This window comes from Ectothiorhodospira variabilis (assembly GCF_022227625.1).
GTDB classification, from domain to species: Bacteria; Pseudomonadota; Gammaproteobacteria; order Ectothiorhodospirales; family Ectothiorhodospiraceae; genus Ectothiorhodospira; species Ectothiorhodospira haloalkaliphila.
The window spans coordinates 54,649-69,438 of the sequence record NZ_JAJNAO010000011.1 but is presented as its reverse complement, the minus strand read 5'-3'; the positions used below and the strand labels follow the sequence as shown (position 1 = coordinate 69,438).

The window sequence follows — 14,790 nt, the reverse complement described above, 5'->3', positions numbered from 1 at the left end:
GATGGACAGCAAAATACCTGAACAGGTGGGCACAACGCCAATCCCGCCAGCCCCGCGACTCATGCCTCATGGCATGGCTGTCAGGGCAGGCATGCCGTGGCTCATTCCGCCTCCGCGCTCGGGTCCGGGTCCGGCAGAACCCGCACCGGCCGAAAGCCATCATCGCCCATGCCCATCATGCCCCCCGCGCCCCGGGCCGCGGCACGCACCTGATCGCCTTCACTGAACGAGCCGCCCCCCCGGGAGACCCTGAGCGTGCAGGAGGCGCGTTCCGTGAGCGGGCTGCCATCCGTCGGCATCAGTTCATAGTCTTCCGTATAGCAATCCCGGGTCCACTCCATGACATTGCCGCTCATGTCATACAGGCCGAAGGCATTGGCCGCCTTGGAGGCCACGGGCTGTGACCGACCGTCGCTGTTGCATCGGTACCAGGCCACATCGTCAATGTGATTGCTGCCGCAAAAGCGCAGATCGGTGCCGGCACGACAGGCGTATTCCCATTCCGCTGAACTGGGCAATCGATACGTGTGACCGGTCTTCTCACTCAAGCGACGCAGATACTCCAGGGCCATGCTGTGAGACACGTTGTCGGCGGGACAGTCCGGGCAGTCCGGAAAACGGAAGGGCGTGGAGTCCAGCAAGGCGGACCACTGCGCCTGGGTGACCGGCGTTCTGGCGATGGCGAAGGGGCTGGCGATGGTGATGGTTGTCTGCGGCCCTTCCTGCTCATGTCGACCATGCTCGGACTCCGGTGACCCCATGACGAAACTGCCTGCCGGGATGACCACCATCTCCGGGCACTGGGGGCAATCCCGGATGGTTTCCAGATCGGCCGCCGCAGGCTCAGGGTTCTGCAGCGCCCCCTCGGCAACCACGTCGGCGAACAGGGGCGAGCGCCGCACATTGGGATGATACTCATAGGTCCAGACCATGGTGCCGCGACCCGACCAGGCCGAGACCCGCAGCTCGACAGTGAACTGATCGCCTGGGCAACCCCGATTCGGCCAACGGATTTCCGCCTCGGCCAGCGGGGTGCCCACGGAATCCGGGTTGTCCGGCGAGAACCGGCCGGTGGCGGCCGAACCGCGATCCATGATCGGTCGCGTACCGGAACGATACTGTGCGCCAACGGCAAACCCACCGGACATTGGATCGATCTCGGGGGCCGAACCGCTCAGGTATTCCACATCGCTCCCGACGTTCCTCAACTCGATCCGCCCCACCCAGGTCTCCTCCTTGAAGGCATATTGAGGCGGCTCGTCCCAGCGCCAGTCAAAGGCCAGGTTGACCAGCCGCGAGTAGCCGCGAGAGGACTGGCGGACCTGGGCCCGATCGGCGGCACTGTCAGCGTGAAAGTTGAAGGAAAAGGTGCTTTGCCGACTGTCCGAGCTCTGCCAATAACGGGGCTCGGCCGACACCAGGACCCACCCCGACACCCCATCAGGCGGCAGACCCTGCCCGATCTGCGTCTCGACCTGGGATCCAACCCGTGTTGCGGTTTTGGATTCGTCAGTACCCTCGGACGCAGTCTCCAGGGCCGGCTGCGCGTAAAGGGCCAGCAGCTGCGCCAGTTCCCTGAGTTCCTGAACCCGCTCGGAGAGATAAGGGGCATCCGCCGCGCGGGCAATCAGCGCCTCCACCGTGTCCTGATTGGCGCTCAGCAGATCAATGTCATGCGGGCGCAGATCCAGCGCGAGCTGGCTGAAGCGCTCCGGCAATTGGTCCCAGCCCCGCAGGGCCCGAACGGTCAGCCGACCGTCGCTCGCCAGTTCCACCAATTCAGCAGGCAGAGCGCTGTCTTCGGCCGCAGGTGCCGGTGTCGGCCCGAGTGGCTGCTGATCGTTCCCCGTGGCTGCCTGGACACCGGCCAGCCCCATACAGACCAACAGGAGCAGGCAGAGGGACAGGGAGATGAACACGCCCCTGGGGGGCGTCTTGAGCGCAGATGTGGCCGAGATGGACATGGGTCGCTCCTGTTTCGATCTGAGCCCGGTCACTGCCTGCCCGGTCCGGTGCCCGTGACATCGCTGCCCCGCCCCGCCTCCAGGGCCATGGCCAGCGACATGAGGCGCTGCAGGTCGCTCAGCACGACATCCCCCACCTCCACATCCGGGCGAAGGCCTCGACCACTGCAGCTCTGGCCATCGGGCAACAAGACTTCACGGTTGGTGAACCGCAGCACGGAGCCATCCGACAGACGTCGGTCGGTCTGGGAACTGCATTTGCCGAAGGTGGGCTGACCCACCAGACGGGCACGCCCATGGTGTTGCAGGATGCCGGCGAACACCTCCGCCGCACTGGCCGTATGCGGGCCCACCAGCAATACCAGGGGCATGGAGAGCTTGGTCCCTTCGGGGGCCCTGAAGCTGCGGATTTCACCGCCACGCGCCATGACCCCGCCCAGGGAAGCCCCCGGCGGCAGAAACAGCCCCGCCAGGTCCAGGGCCTCATGCAGGTCACCGCCGCCGGCATGACGCAGATCCATCACCAGGGGGGTATCCACGTCGGAGACCTCGGGGCTCACCCGATCCAGGAAGTCCCAGGTGGCCATCAGGGCGGGTCGTGTGCGTCCGGCCAGAAAATCACGCACCCGGACCACGCCCCGGTCCCAGGGCTCCACCAGTTCCACATCCAGGGGTCGGAAGGGCTCCCGGGTGAGCACCGTACTGCGCTTGGGGCCTGCGCCATTCTCCTGCCATGTCAGTTCCACGCGGGAGCCCGCCTCACCGCGAAGCGCATTCATCAAGGCATCCGCCTGCCAGTCCGTCAACGACTGACCATCGATCTCCAGCAATCGAACCCGATCCGGCAGGCCGGCCCGTTTCGCCGGGCCACCCTGGTAGGTCTGTAGCCACACCTGGCCCGACTCCAGTTGCAGATCCGCGCCGATGCCCGTCCAGGTGGGCGCGTCACGATCGAGCTGTGCCGCCTCCCGGTCGGGAAAATGCCGGGCATACGGGTCCACGCTGGCCAGATCCGCATTCAGATGGCCGGCCCGAAGCCCGGCCAGCACCGACTCCGGCGGGGCCTCGTACAGATGCTGGCGCAACAGTTGGCGGATCTCATCCAGGGGCGCGGCCGCCTCGGCCAGGGCCGGCCCTGACACCATCAGGCCCAGCACCAGCAGGGCAAGGGCGGCTTGCCTCACCGGGCCAGGTCCAGCGACAGTTCCATCAGCAGGTCGAACTCCTCGCGCAGGGCGTTGCGCTGTTCTTCCAGCTGCCGGCGGCGCAGGTCCGTTTCCGTGTCCCCCATTCCCGTGCCTTCCAGGGCGTCCAGAGCGGATTCCTGGGACTGCATGCGGCCCTGGAGATCATCCAGGCGCGTCTGCAATTCCTTCACCCGGGCGTCATCCTCGCCATGGCGGGCGGAAAGCCCCTCCACCTGACGACTCAGACCGGTCACATCCCGATCCAGGGCTGCCAGGCGTTCCCGTTCCAGGGCCACTTCGTGGCTCTGGCGGGCCTTGCGGGCTTCCAGGTCCTCGCGTTCGCTTTCCAGTTCCCGCTGGGTCTCACGAAGCCGGGCGAGACGGTCCTCACGCTCCTGTACCCGTTGATCGTAGGCACCGCTGCTCATGCCCTGAATACCCCCCAGCAGGCCACCCTCGCGGGGGTCGGTGGTGGTGGCGCAGCCCACCAGACCCAGGGAGCCCATGACAGCCACCATCAATGTGACGCGTCTCATACCGACAGCCTCTGGTCGATGCGGGCCAACTGGCTGCTGCCCTCGCGCAGTTCCTCCAGATTGCTCTGCAAGGCGGCCACCTCGCGCTCCAGGCGTGCCAGATAGGGATCATTGGCAGGCCGGTCCTTGCCTTCCTCGGCGAGGATGGCCTCCTGCACCTTGAGCTCTTCCTCCAGGGCCTTTTCCAGTTTTTCGCTGCGGGCCAACTGGCGTTGCAGGTCCTGACGCCTGGCCTCCAGGCGCCGCTTATCCGCCGAACCTGCGTCGTAGCGGGCCCTGAGGTCCCGGGATTCCCGCTCCAGTGCAGCGATCTCGCCTTCCATTTCCCGGTTGTAGGCGGCGGTGGTGGTGTTGAACTCGGCCACCCGGTCGGCTTCGCCGTCCAGGAAGTCCTCAGTGGTGGCGTAGGCCTGTTTGCGCTTGGCCACCTCGTTGCCCACCAAGTAACCCGCGCCGGCCCCCAGCAGGCCGCCGATCACGGCACCCCGCTCCCGGTCCACGGCATAGCCCAGCAACCCACCCAGCACGGCGCCAGCGGCCGTACCCTCGGTGCGGGTGCGATCACCGTCCTCCATATGGGCGCAGCCGGTAACCAGGGCACCGGCCAGGATGACGGGAAGAGTGGTTTTCATCATGTTCATGGTGTTTGCCCCCTGAAGGATGTCTGTTCAGTCGTCTTGGAAGTCTTCAAAGCTTTCGCGGAAATCCTGCATCCAGGCCTCGGGATCGGACCGGCGCTGCTCGCTGAAGGCCTCCACATGCCCGCGCAGCACGCCCATCACCTGGCGCTCACGGGGCGGGAGTTCCGCGGCGTCCAGCACCTGGAAGGCGTGTTCGATATATTGGGGTTCGTAGTCACCCAGCTCCGCCACCTTGTCCTGGTAGCCCCGCAGCTGCTCGCCGGCGGCCACCTCCAGGTCACGCATGGAGCGCTCCACCGCATCCACCTGTTCCTGATAGCGGGTGGAGATCTCCGCCAGCCGACGGGCGCGCGCCAGGGTGTCGTCCAGGCGCGCCAGGCGTGACAGGTACACACTCAGGTTCACGCCGTTGCGGGCGGCATCCTGGGCCAGGCTGCGGGCGCTCTCCCGCTGGGCCAGTTCCAGCCGCTCCCGGGCCCGGTCCATCTGCGCCTGCACGGCCTTGAGCGGCTCGGCCAGGTTCGGGTTCTCGGCCATCAGCCGATCCAGGATGGGATCCACGGTACCCAGTTGCACCGAGGCCTGGGCCACCAGGTTGTCCAGGGTGCGGCCCACCGGCATGGTGCGGCGCAGATCCTCACGGTAGGCCTCGTATTCGCGTTCGATGCGAGCCTGCTGGGCGGAACTGACCAGCACGTTGGCGCCGATGGCCAGCCGGGCCCCGGTGTTGAAGGAACGCCGCTCCTCCACCTGCTGGGCATCGGCGTTCCAGGCGTAGATGTCCAGTTCCGCCCTTAATGAGGTGCGCAGTTCCGAGGCCGGGGTGGAGACACTGCCCCCACGCACCGCCACGCCGCCCGGCTTGCCCTGCCAGATCTCCGGACGGAACAGGCCGGAGGTCATTTCCTGCACGTTGCCCAGCAGGTCATGAAAGCCCAGCCCGTCGGCCTCTCGCAGACCCACCGGGCGCAATTCGTGACGGGCATTCTCCAGGTGCCAGGCATGATCGTTCACCTGACGGGAGGGAAACGGCAGGCGATCATTGAAGGTACCCGCCTCCAGGGCTGGCATGCCGCCCCGGGCCACATACTCCCATTCCTCCTCGGTGGGCAGGCGCAGGAAGCCGGGCACGCCATCCACCTGGGGTAGCTGGGCGCGCCGCTCGGGGTGATCCGGATCGAACAGCCAGCGGTTGTAGGCGCGCAGGAAGGCCTGGATATCCTGATGACTCACATAGGCCAGCGGCTGCATCAGGGCCTCGCGCAGCTCCCGCCCTCGCAGCTGCGGGATCTCCCGCGCCTGCGGGTCGCCGCTGGTCTCGAGCAGCGTGTCCAGGCCCATGACGGCGATATACTGGGCCCGGGTGAGTTCGTACTTGCCCAGCACCAGATACCAGCTGCCATCATCCCGCGCGAAGGAACCACTGATCTGGGTGCGTTGCAGGCCCTCGAAGATGCCGCCGCTGGCATCCCCGATCTGGATCACCCGATCCCGATCGCCCCAGAAACCCTGCCCGGGCACCGATACGCGACGAAAGACCATCTCGGCCCCATCGGGCATGGGCAGGATCAGGTCACCCGCGGCGGGGCGGGGGTTGAAAACCGACTGGGGTGGCACCTCGGCGAGACCCACGCCCGATGCCAGCAGGCAGGCGAGGCACATCAGCCCGCGCGCCCATCGGGCCAGCCAGGTGTCGGGCGCCCACTGCGGGCGGGACGGGGATCGCGGGCTAATGTTCACGAATGGCCTCCGCCGGGTCGATGCGGGTGGCCCGCCAGGCGGCCACCAGCGAGGCCAGCACCGCCAGCGCCAGGGTGGCGGCAATGGCCATCAGGATCTGCTCCCCCGGCAACGTGCAGAACCGCTCGCCGGGTGCCAGTTCGCTGGCAAAGGTGCGGTTGATGGCCCAGGCCAGGGACGCGTACCCGGCCAGCGCCGCGACCAGCCCGAGGCCGGCCATCATCAATCCCTGGGCCACGGGGAAGAAGAACACATGCCGGCGCGACAGACCCAGCAACCGCAGCACCCCCAGATCGCGGCGCAGACGCTCCACAGCCGCGTACAGGCTGGCCACCAGTACCGCCGTGCCACCACTGATGCCCAGCAGGGCAATCAGCCAGAATAGCCGCCCGAGCCCCTCGTCGAGCACCTGGATGCGTTCGATGGCCTCCACCTGGGCGACGAATTCCAGGCCCTGTTCACGCAGCCGGGCAGCCAGTTCCGGGACATCATCGATACTGCGGGCATAGAGGCGAAACCCCCGATAGCCGCCGCGCGCCATCTCGAAGGTGTGTGTGTCCGCCCGGTAGGTCAGGGCCCGCTGCATCCCCGTACGCAGCACGCCGAGCAGTTCGACGGGCACCACCGGATGCGCTCCATCAGCGGTACCCACGCCCTCCAGGGAAAGTCTCAGGGTCTGCACGCCGGGGCTGACCACTCCCAGTCCGGCGGCATCCATGCCGGTGGGCAACATGACCGAGGCGAGCCTGTCGCCCGGCGCGGCTCGGCCGGAGAAACCACCCCAAGGGGGCGCGGTGATCTCCAGCAGTTGCGCCTGCCGGGGCGACAGGGACAACCCGGCCACGGCGATCTCCCGATCCTGGTCATCTGTCAGGGCGACTTGATCCACATAGGGCAGCACCACCGCCTGACGACCCCGAAGCTTTTGCTCAATGGCCCTGAGGTTGGACACCGTGACCGTGCTGCCAGGGGTGAAGACATCGTAGGCGGTCAGGCCTGCCGGCACCGGCACGCCGATACGATCACGCACCCGCGCCGGGTCTGCGTCGGACAGGCGGGCGAAACCCGTATTGATGATCAGGCCGGTGCGGGCAATGGGGTCCAGCGGTTCCTCCAGCAGCAGGATGGCACCATCGAAACTCAGGAAGGGCTCCGGCGTGTCTCCCGGCCACCCTCGGGCGGAGGCCCCATAGCCTTCCTTGAAGGCCTCCACGTCCACCACCAGATCCAGGGGCGCATACACCCGGGGCAGACTGCCGGCGCGGGCATCCAGCACGGACAGCACCTCAAAGATCTCCCGGGCCTCCTCGGTGCGGGTGCCCCGGGTACGGGTGACCCTCACCTGCAGATCATCCCCGGCACTCACACCCATGCGCCGGGCCGCCTCGGCGGAGAGCACCACCTGACCCTCGGAGGGAATGCGGGCCCCGTTCTCCAGCAGCAGCGGATCGCCGGGCCCGGTGGGAATCAGATCGAACAGTTCAACGCGCCCTCCCTGGGAATGCACCACCTGCACGACCGAGGACAGGGGCAGGATGGTGGGGGTGAGAAAATCCACCCCGGGCCATCGGGCCACCTGCTCGAACCACTCCGGGGCGAACTCCCGGGTATGGGCCGGACGGATCTCCCGGTAGACCGGATCCTCCACCAACCGCTCGCGCAGGGTCTCGATGGTGCCGCTCTTGAGGCCCATGAGCACCAGCAATGGCGCGATCACCGCCGCCAGGGCCACCACCAGACACAGGGTGAGTATCCAGTCGTGGCGCAGATGGGAGGCAGCCAGCCCGGGGATCAGCTTCACGGGGTGGGCGGAGCCGGTCGGCCTCATGCGGCCTCCCCGTCCGCCAGCGGCAGGCAGGTGGAGCGGGTGACATGCTCAGAGACCGGGATGACCTGGAAGGTGTAGGTACGGTCGGCGTGGCCCATCACCAGGTCCACGTCATGCGTGACCAGGACCACCGCCACCCCTTCATCGCGGGCCAGGGATTCCAGATCGGCCATCACCGTCCGGGCCCTTGCCTTGTCCACGGCCGCCGTGGGCTCGTCGGCCAGCACCAGCCGCGGGGAGTGGATCAATGCCCGGGCGATGGCCACCCGCTGACGCTGGCCCACCGACAAGGCACTGGGCATGCGGTCCAGGCAACCCTCCAGGCCCAGGCGCTCGGCCAGCGCGTACAGCCGCTGCCCGGCGGGACCACAACCACGGATTCTGGACGAGAGTTCGATGTTCTCCGGTACACTGAGAAACGGCAACAGCCCACCGGTCTGCAGCACATAGCCCAGGTGGTCCCGGCGCAACCCCGCCAGGGCCGACTCGTCGCGCAGGCGCCAGAGCCGACGGATATCCCTTTCGGCCTCATCGTCATGGGCAAGAAAGCCGAACTGCTCCACCCGCGTGGGGGCCATCACCAGGGCAAGCATGTCCAGCAGCGTGCTCTTGCCGCAGCCGCTGGCCCCCACCACCGCCACCAGTTCACCCGGCTCCACCGTGAACTCAGGCACCTCCAGGGTGAAGACACTCTCACCCTGGGAGCGGTCCTTGCCAAGGCCGGCGATACGGATCATGGGCATGGCGCCTCCCTCAGGGCAGGTAATCCAGGTGCAGCGGATAGACCCGGTCCCGGTCATCGTCCGTGTCGTTGAGCTGGAACCACACATCCACCTGTTCATTGATGGCCCGGTACTGCTCCAGCTTGGCCAGCAGGCTCCATTCCAGCTCCGCGCGCTGCTGCGTGGTCATGGAGGCAAACATGTCGTCCGTCAGCGACAGGATGTCGCTGCGGTAGGGCAGGCTCTGGATGAACGCCGGCAGCAGGCCCGTGTCCGCCAGCTGGGCGCCCTGGCCGATCTCGTCGGGCTGTTTCATGGTCTGCCCGGCCACCCCCTGCAGCGCCTCGAAGAACTGTGCCTGGGTGACCTCGGCGCGCATCAGCGCCTGCACCACCCGGTCGAGGGACTGGGACAGGGTGCTCAGTTGCTCCCGGGTGACCAGCACCCGCACGTCCAGTGACCGGTCCGCGGGATTCACCAGGTCCCGGTCCAGGGACCAGGCCACGATGTCCTTGGGCGGTGTGGCCTCGCGGCCGATGTATTCCACCAGGGCCGCCTGCCACAGGGCCGACACCGAGTCCAGTTCCGCCCCGCTCCCGGGCGCGGCGGTGGTATCCGCAACGGCCTGTCCATCCGCGGGTGCCTGACCGGCCACGGCACGCTGCAACAGGCCGTTGATGTCATCGGTGACCTGCTCCACCAGGGCCAGGTATTGGTCCTGCTCGAAGGCATCCACCTCCTCGATGGCGGATTTGCCGGCATCCCCGCGCACCCGGGACAGACGACTGAACTGGGCATGGGCAATGGGGTGATCCGCCTCGGCGCGGGGGTCCTGCAGATGGATGGCCAGCAGGTGCACCTGGGCATCGTCCAGTTCGCGGCGCAGGTCCACCTCATCCTTGCCGGTGACGTTCTGCGGGTGCCCCTTGGGATGGGAACTGGCATCGCCCACCAGGATCATGAAGCGCAGGGCATCCTCCCGCCAGGCTGAGCGCAGCGCCGTGTCGACGCCGGCAAACACCTCCTCGGCATAATCCAGACTGCCCACCTCGGTGGCCCGCGCCGAATGGGCCAGCAGGTCCACCAGGGCCTCGCCTTCCACCAGTTCCGGGGTATGGTTGCGGGTCACGTATTCCAGACCGGGGATGGTGTCGGTGCAGTCACGAAAGGTGACCAGACCGAAACGAAAACGCGCCGAGGACTCGTCGGTGAATTCCCGGGTCATTCGCGCCACCGCATCCCGGGTCATGTCGATGAACGGCTGCATGCTGCGGGTGGTGTCGATCACGAACACCAGGTCCACCTGGAGATCCCCCAGACCGGCGCCGGCCTCGCCGCGACCCACCCGGGACTGACTGGCATAGTCGGGGTTGTCCAGGGTGTCGGCCCCCCTCGCCCGGGGCACCGCCGCGGCCAGTTGCAACAGACGGGCGTCGTCACCGCGGATGCGGGTCTGCTCCCAGTCCAGAATCGGCAGCATGTAGAACTGACGGGTGATGTCCACGAAGCGCTCCGGCTCCATGCTCACCACCGACTCGGGCACCTCACCCTGGCGGATATCCGTATACAGCGAACGGGCACGCCCCGCCATGTCCATATCGTCCACCAGGGACTCCAGCGAGGCCAGGTCCTGGAACATGAGCACCGGACTGCGGCCCTCGATGGGGTCCCCGGGATGGGTGTAAGACACCAGCAATGCCTGGCGCCACTCGAACACGTCACGGGCCTGCATCCAGCCCAGCGGCGCGTCCCGGCCCGGTCCCACCTGGTACCAGCCTTCGGGATCGCCGCCGCGGTCCAGATTCACGCCCTCGCGGGCAAACACGTACAGTGGCCGGAAGGCGGCCACGTTGGCCTCGACGATGCCCGACTCGGACGCCTCCCGGTCCGCGTATACATGGGAAAACGGGCGCGGCAGCACCCGCAATGCCAGTTCCGTGGAGGCTTCAACGCAAGGGCCCTGGCCCGTGCAGTCGATGCCGTCGTCACGGGGTTCGCGGGCGGCGGAGTCATGCCCCGCGTCGCCTTCCAGATCCCAGAGTGATGAGGTGCCCCGGTCCGGAGCATGGCCGTGGTCGCCCTCCAGATCCCACAGGGAGGATGTCCCTCCCTCCTGGGTGCCGTGCCCGACGGTGCCCTCCAGTTCAGAGAGGTCGGCCTGCGCCGTGCCCAGGGCAAGCGCCATCAGCAGCGTCAGGGGAGCAGACCACACGAGGGGTCCACGGGCGGGGTTTTGCAGGCTGAACATGGCGCCTCCGGGGAAGACAGTAAGGGCTTTACCCTTCATCTTCCGCCCGGCCGACTCAAAGGACGAGTCGTCAGCGTGTCAACCATGCCTTGGGCCACTGTCAACCCTGGTGTAGACTTGCCGCCAAATCAGCCATTTGAGTAGACAATGTTCCTGTCGAAAAACGATTGGCAAGCGGCAGGTTCCACCGCTTCGTACGTGGCCTGGCTGACGGCATTCCCCATGTCGGGGATGCTGCTGGGCAAAGCGGAGTTGATGCTCTGGTTTCTCATCCCGCACACCCTGGGACTGTTGGTGCTGGGTTATGCGGCGGCCCGCTTGCCCTCCTGGATCCTCCAGCGCCTGTGCCAGGCAGGTGTGGTCCTCACCAGCCTGCTGACGCTGATCTCGGCGCTGATTCCCGATATGGTGGTGGCCATCTGGATGATCGCCCTGGGCCTGGGCGCCGCGCCGGTCTCCCTGAGGGTGGGCCAGTATCTGAAAGGCGCTGGACAACCCGTCGCCACCGGGGTCGCCACCCTGGCAGGCGGCAATCTTCTGGCCCTGGCGCTGATCGCCTCCCCGCTGCCCGCCACCGTCAAGCTCACGCTCCTGGCAGTGTTGCTGCTGGCCCTGTTCCCCCGGTCCCGTGAACCCAGTGATCCTGGTCCCGGGGACGCCACCACCCTTGAACCACTGCTGCGCTATCTCCCTTTCATACTGCTGTTTCAGGTGGTGAGCGGGCTCATGTACGGCGGCCTCATGCCCGCTTACGGGGCGGTGGCCTGGGCCCCGGGCGCCGAGGTCCTGTTCTATGGGGCGGGGGCCGTCCTGGCATTGTGGCTGCTGGGTCGTTACCAGGCCACGGTCACCATGCTGACCGCGGTGCTGGGCGCGCTGGTGGCGTTTGCACTGTGGCAGATCGCCCCGCACGCCCCGGGCATCCATGGTGCCATGTTCGCCATGATGATCGCCGCCGGGCTGGTGGACCTGTTCCTGCTCTCCCGAATCCTCAGGCACCACCCGGTGAGTACGGCCTATGGATATGGTGTGGGTGCCCTTTGCGGGGGCATCATCCTGGGCAAGTGGCTGGCCATGAGTGTGGGTGGCGCCGCGGAGGTGCTGGCCTTCGCGGCACTGATCGTCTTGAATCTGGCCGCCCTGCTGCTGCATATCCCGTTCACGCGTCGGGAACCTGAACCATTGGGCACGGAGGCAGCAGCAGCCGGCATTCCGTTGGTCCCCCCCAGCATTGCCCAGTTGCTGTCCGAACAGGAACAGCATGTGCTGGAACAGGTTCTGGAGGACAAGACCTACCGGGAGATCGCCGCCAACCTGGCCATTTCCGAGTCTTCGGTGAAGACCTACATGCACCGGATCTATCTGAAGACCGGTGCATGCAGGCGCCACCAACTGGTGGAGATGGTTCGCCAGTCCGGCATCAGCGATTCAGACCATCCAGTAACGGAGCCAGATCGTTTCCGTTGATCAGTATCTGGCCCAGGCTGTCGGCCTGAACATGATACTGATGGACGGTATGAGGGCCCTCGGATTCGGGGGTTTCCGCCAGCATCTTGAGCATCACGACCGTGGCGTTGATCTGCCGACGTTCATCCTCGCCCGCCATGGCCAGCAACGGCTTCACCAGGGCATCCAGGTTGTGGATGCTCAGGTCCCATTCACCGGACACCCGATCCGGCCCGGCTTCGTCCGCCTTCTCGGCCCATCCCCGGCCGCTGACAAGGATCTGCCCCTCGGGGAATCCAAGGGTCACATTGGGGATATCCAGTCGCGAGTCATTTCCGATCAATTGCTCAAGCAGCACCACCATGGGGTCCAGGCGGCCCGTCTGAAGGCCCTCGACCACGCCGGCATCGGTCAGGAAGCCCGTTGGCAGACCTTGGGCTTTCAGTTCCAGGGCCACCCCTTCCGGCATCAGGCTTTCCATTTCGGGCGGCACCAGGCCATCGAACGGCACAACCCCTGCGTGGGCATAGTCCACGCTCAGGTGGGGTGCGGGCCCATCCAGTTCCTCCAGGGCCAGGTTCAGATGGAAACGGTCCACACCGGCCTCCTCCCGGGCCCCGTTCCTACCATCCACGAGAACGCCCCGGGCATCATCCAGGCTCATGTTCACGCTCACACCGCCCAGGATCTCGCGAGCCATTCCCAGCAACACTTCATCCTCCAGTTGCCCGGTCATCATGGATTGCATGCCCAGGTGCAGCAGGGCCATGGAGGATAATCCGTTCAGCCGCCCCTCCATGGAGGCGGATTTCATCTCGAACCGCACCTGCTCGCGTCGATCGCCGTCCCCGAAGGACCAGCCTTCCACCCCCACGCCGGCCCACAGATCCCGATGCAATTCACCCTGTTCGGAAGGCACGAAACCGGTTCGGGCCCGCCCCTGGGAAAGACGGAAGAATTGATAATCCTCCGGCCCGTTGATGAACAGATCCGACACCTCCATGGTCGATTCGAACCCGCCCATGGCCTTGAGCGTACTGGCCAGGAGGTCTGCCGGATCCTGTGCCATCAACTGCTCGGGCGCGGCCGCCTGATCGCTCAGTTTCGCCAGGGTGGCCAGATCCATCCCCTGGTAGTCGGCGTTGAATGCCAGCCGACCCAGCTTCACCATCGCCTGATCTGCCATGCTGAGCACGTCCAGGCCCTTGATCTCCATGGTCAGCGGACCGCTGAAGATGCCGGCCCCGGTGTCCTGAAGATTCAGCGTCATGTCCATGGCATCCAGGGCAATGCGTCGGGGGGATTCCGGATCGAAGCGTTGGCCATGATCTTGTGGATGATCCACCGGGGCATCCGGGGACCGTCCATAACCCACGGTCATGGAGGAAGGTCCCATGGTGAAGCGGGTTTCCAGCATCACCCCCAGGTCATCCGCCCACACCCCCTCAAGACGGGGCGCCGTGAAGTCCACCCGGGCCAGGCGCTCGCCATCCTCGGTGAGCACCGACACCTCGGAGGGCAGGCTCACGTGGAAGGGAATGCGTTCGTCCGCGAAAGGCCCCACCGTGACGGTCAGGTCATCCAGGGGGACCCAGGAGGTGGACATGCCCACCGTGGGCCAGGGAGCCATCACCGCCACGGAAGTCAGGCTGGTCTGAAAGCGTCCGTCGCCCAAGGGCACCAGTTGCTGCGGTGCGTCCACCTGAAGCGGCCCCTGCAGGGCTTCAAGACGCTGGTTCCAATCTGCCCACCACTGTGCCACCCGTTCGGGCAATGCGGGGCCCTCTTCTGGCTGCAGTCCATGCTCGTCAGCCGGCATCACCCTGAGCCCATGACGAGCGTCGTCCCGGGTGGCCACTCGTTGACGCTCACCCGAAGCATCCTCCAGCACCAACTGGCCCTCGCCCCGAAAACGGGTCTCATCGGTCAGGGTGAGTGCCTCGCCGGGCCTCAACGGCTCCCAGTCCAGGTAGTCCCGATCCTCCAGCAGGACCAGCAGGGCCTCCAGTGTGGCGGGGTCGGCCCGGAGATCGCCGGACCGGGCCCGTTCCAGCAGCTCGCGCACCTCCGCAGGACCTGCGGAGAACAGGTCCACGCCCTGGCCCCGCAGGTCCAGGGCAAGGCGTGAAAACTCTTCGGGGAGTCGACCGAAGGCCCGCAGGGCCCGAAGGGTCACCTGTTCCCGGGATTCCATGGAGATCAGTTCGGAGGGGCCCGAGGCCCATTCCAGCTCGCCCTCCAGTTCCAGAACCTGATAACGCCCCTGGGAAAGCTCCTGCGCGGACGCCAGCCCAGCCGCCAGTAGAAGACCCGCAGCCACCGAACCCGTCCAACCCGCCCTGATCCCGACCATGTGAACCCCCTCGCATCATTCACGCCCCCCGGCCCGCGGGTCGAAAGGCCATCAGGAGCCCATGGTTCGCCTTTGGGAGGGATTGCTCAAGTCGTCTGGCTGTCGACCATGAACGGCGGTGCCAT

General features: G+C 66.6%; 10 protein-coding genes. 1 reads left to right on the top strand and 9 read right to left on the bottom strand.

Translation table 11 applies throughout. From position 1 onward, the window contains the following. Nucleotides 1-101 precede the first annotated feature (101 nt). Genes LPW30_RS11600 through LPW30_RS11565 form a run of 8 tightly spaced genes read right to left on the bottom strand, consistent with a single transcriptional unit; the run spans nucleotide 102 to nucleotide 10,830 of the window. A complete protein-coding gene (locus LPW30_RS11600; RefSeq protein ID WP_239680921.1) occupies nucleotides 102-1,964 on the bottom strand; it encodes a formylglycine-generating enzyme family protein in 1,863 nt (620 codons plus the stop codon). A 29-nt stretch (nucleotides 1,965-1,993) separates the two neighbouring features. Then, the gene (locus LPW30_RS11595) at nucleotides 1,994-3,148 is read right to left on the bottom strand and encodes a S41 family peptidase (RefSeq protein ID WP_239680920.1); all 1,155 of its coding nucleotides are present in this window, start codon (nucleotides 3,146-3,148) and stop codon (nucleotides 1,994-1,996) included. Beyond that, the gene (locus tag LPW30_RS11590) at nucleotides 3,145-3,687 is read right to left on the bottom strand and encodes a hypothetical protein (RefSeq protein ID WP_239680919.1); all 543 of its coding nucleotides are present in this window, start codon (nucleotides 3,685-3,687) and stop codon (nucleotides 3,145-3,147) included. The genes LPW30_RS11595 and LPW30_RS11590 overlap by 4 nt, the downstream gene beginning before the upstream one ends. Continuing rightward, entirely contained in the window at nucleotides 3,684-4,328 is a 645-nt protein-coding gene (locus LPW30_RS11585; RefSeq protein ID WP_239680918.1) for a glycine zipper domain-containing protein, read from the bottom strand. Before LPW30_RS11585 ends, LPW30_RS11590 begins: the two co-directional genes overlap by 4 nt. Before the next feature lie 27 nt (nucleotides 4,329-4,355). After that, nucleotides 4,356-6,068, bottom strand: coding sequence for an SUMF1/EgtB/PvdO family nonheme iron enzyme (locus tag LPW30_RS11580; RefSeq protein WP_239680917.1), 1,713 nt, complete (start codon nucleotides 6,066-6,068; stop codon nucleotides 4,356-4,358). Continuing rightward, a complete protein-coding gene (locus LPW30_RS11575; protein WP_239680916.1) occupies nucleotides 6,058-7,896 on the bottom strand; it encodes an ABC transporter permease in 1,839 nt (612 codons plus the stop codon). The genes LPW30_RS11580 and LPW30_RS11575 overlap by 11 nt, the downstream gene beginning before the upstream one ends. Further along, nucleotides 7,893-8,639 carry an ABC transporter ATP-binding protein gene (locus LPW30_RS11570; RefSeq protein WP_239680915.1) on the bottom strand — a complete coding sequence of 249 codons (747 nt, stop codon included), beginning with the start codon at nucleotides 8,637-8,639 and terminating at the stop codon, nucleotides 7,893-7,895. Before LPW30_RS11570 ends, LPW30_RS11575 begins: the two co-directional genes overlap by 4 nt. A 10-nt stretch (nucleotides 8,640-8,649) precedes the next feature. Then, the gene (locus LPW30_RS11565) at nucleotides 8,650-10,830 is read right to left on the bottom strand and encodes a vWA domain-containing protein (RefSeq protein WP_239680914.1); all 2,181 of its coding nucleotides are present in this window, start codon (nucleotides 10,828-10,830) and stop codon (nucleotides 8,650-8,652) included. Nucleotides 10,831-11,013: 183 nt separating this feature from the next. Between LPW30_RS11565 and LPW30_RS11560 the strand changes: the two genes are divergently transcribed. Further along, nucleotides 11,014-12,333 carry a helix-turn-helix transcriptional regulator gene (locus tag LPW30_RS11560; protein ID WP_239680913.1) on the top strand — a complete coding sequence of 440 codons (1,320 nt, stop codon included), beginning with the start codon at nucleotides 11,014-11,016 and terminating at the stop codon, nucleotides 12,331-12,333. Here LPW30_RS11560 and LPW30_RS11555 read toward each other — a convergent pair. Further along, the gene (locus LPW30_RS11555) at nucleotides 12,287-14,665 is read right to left on the bottom strand and encodes a hypothetical protein (RefSeq protein ID WP_239680912.1); all 2,379 of its coding nucleotides are present in this window, start codon (nucleotides 14,663-14,665) and stop codon (nucleotides 12,287-12,289) included. The two genes, LPW30_RS11560 and LPW30_RS11555, sit on opposite strands and share 47 nt — an antisense overlap. Nucleotides 14,666-14,790: the final 125 nt, after the last annotated feature.

Excerpts from the sequence above, each read along its gene's own strand:
- LPW30_RS11600 (WP_239680921.1), bottom strand. The coding sequence starts at position 1,964 with ATGTCCATCTCGGCCACATCTGCGCTCAAGACGCCCCCCAGGGGCGTG.
- LPW30_RS11590 (WP_239680919.1), bottom strand. The coding sequence starts at position 3,687 with ATGAGACGCGTCACATTGATGGTGGCTGTCATGGGCTCCCTGGGTCTG.
- LPW30_RS11585 (WP_239680918.1), bottom strand. The coding sequence starts at position 4,328 with ATGAACATGATGAAAACCACTCTTCCCGTCATCCTGGCCGGTGCCCTG.
- LPW30_RS11575 (WP_239680916.1), bottom strand. The coding sequence starts at position 7,896 with ATGAGGCCGACCGGCTCCGCCCACCCCGTGAAGCTGATCCCCGGGCTG.
- LPW30_RS11570 (WP_239680915.1), bottom strand. The coding sequence starts at position 8,639 with ATGCCCATGATCCGTATCGCCGGCCTTGGCAAGGACCGCTCCCAGGGT.
- LPW30_RS11560 (WP_239680913.1), top strand. The coding sequence starts at position 11,014 with ATGTTCCTGTCGAAAAACGATTGGCAAGCGGCAGGTTCCACCGCTTCG.
- LPW30_RS11555 (WP_239680912.1), bottom strand. The coding sequence starts at position 14,665 with ATGGTCGGGATCAGGGCGGGTTGGACGGGTTCGGTGGCTGCGGGTCTT.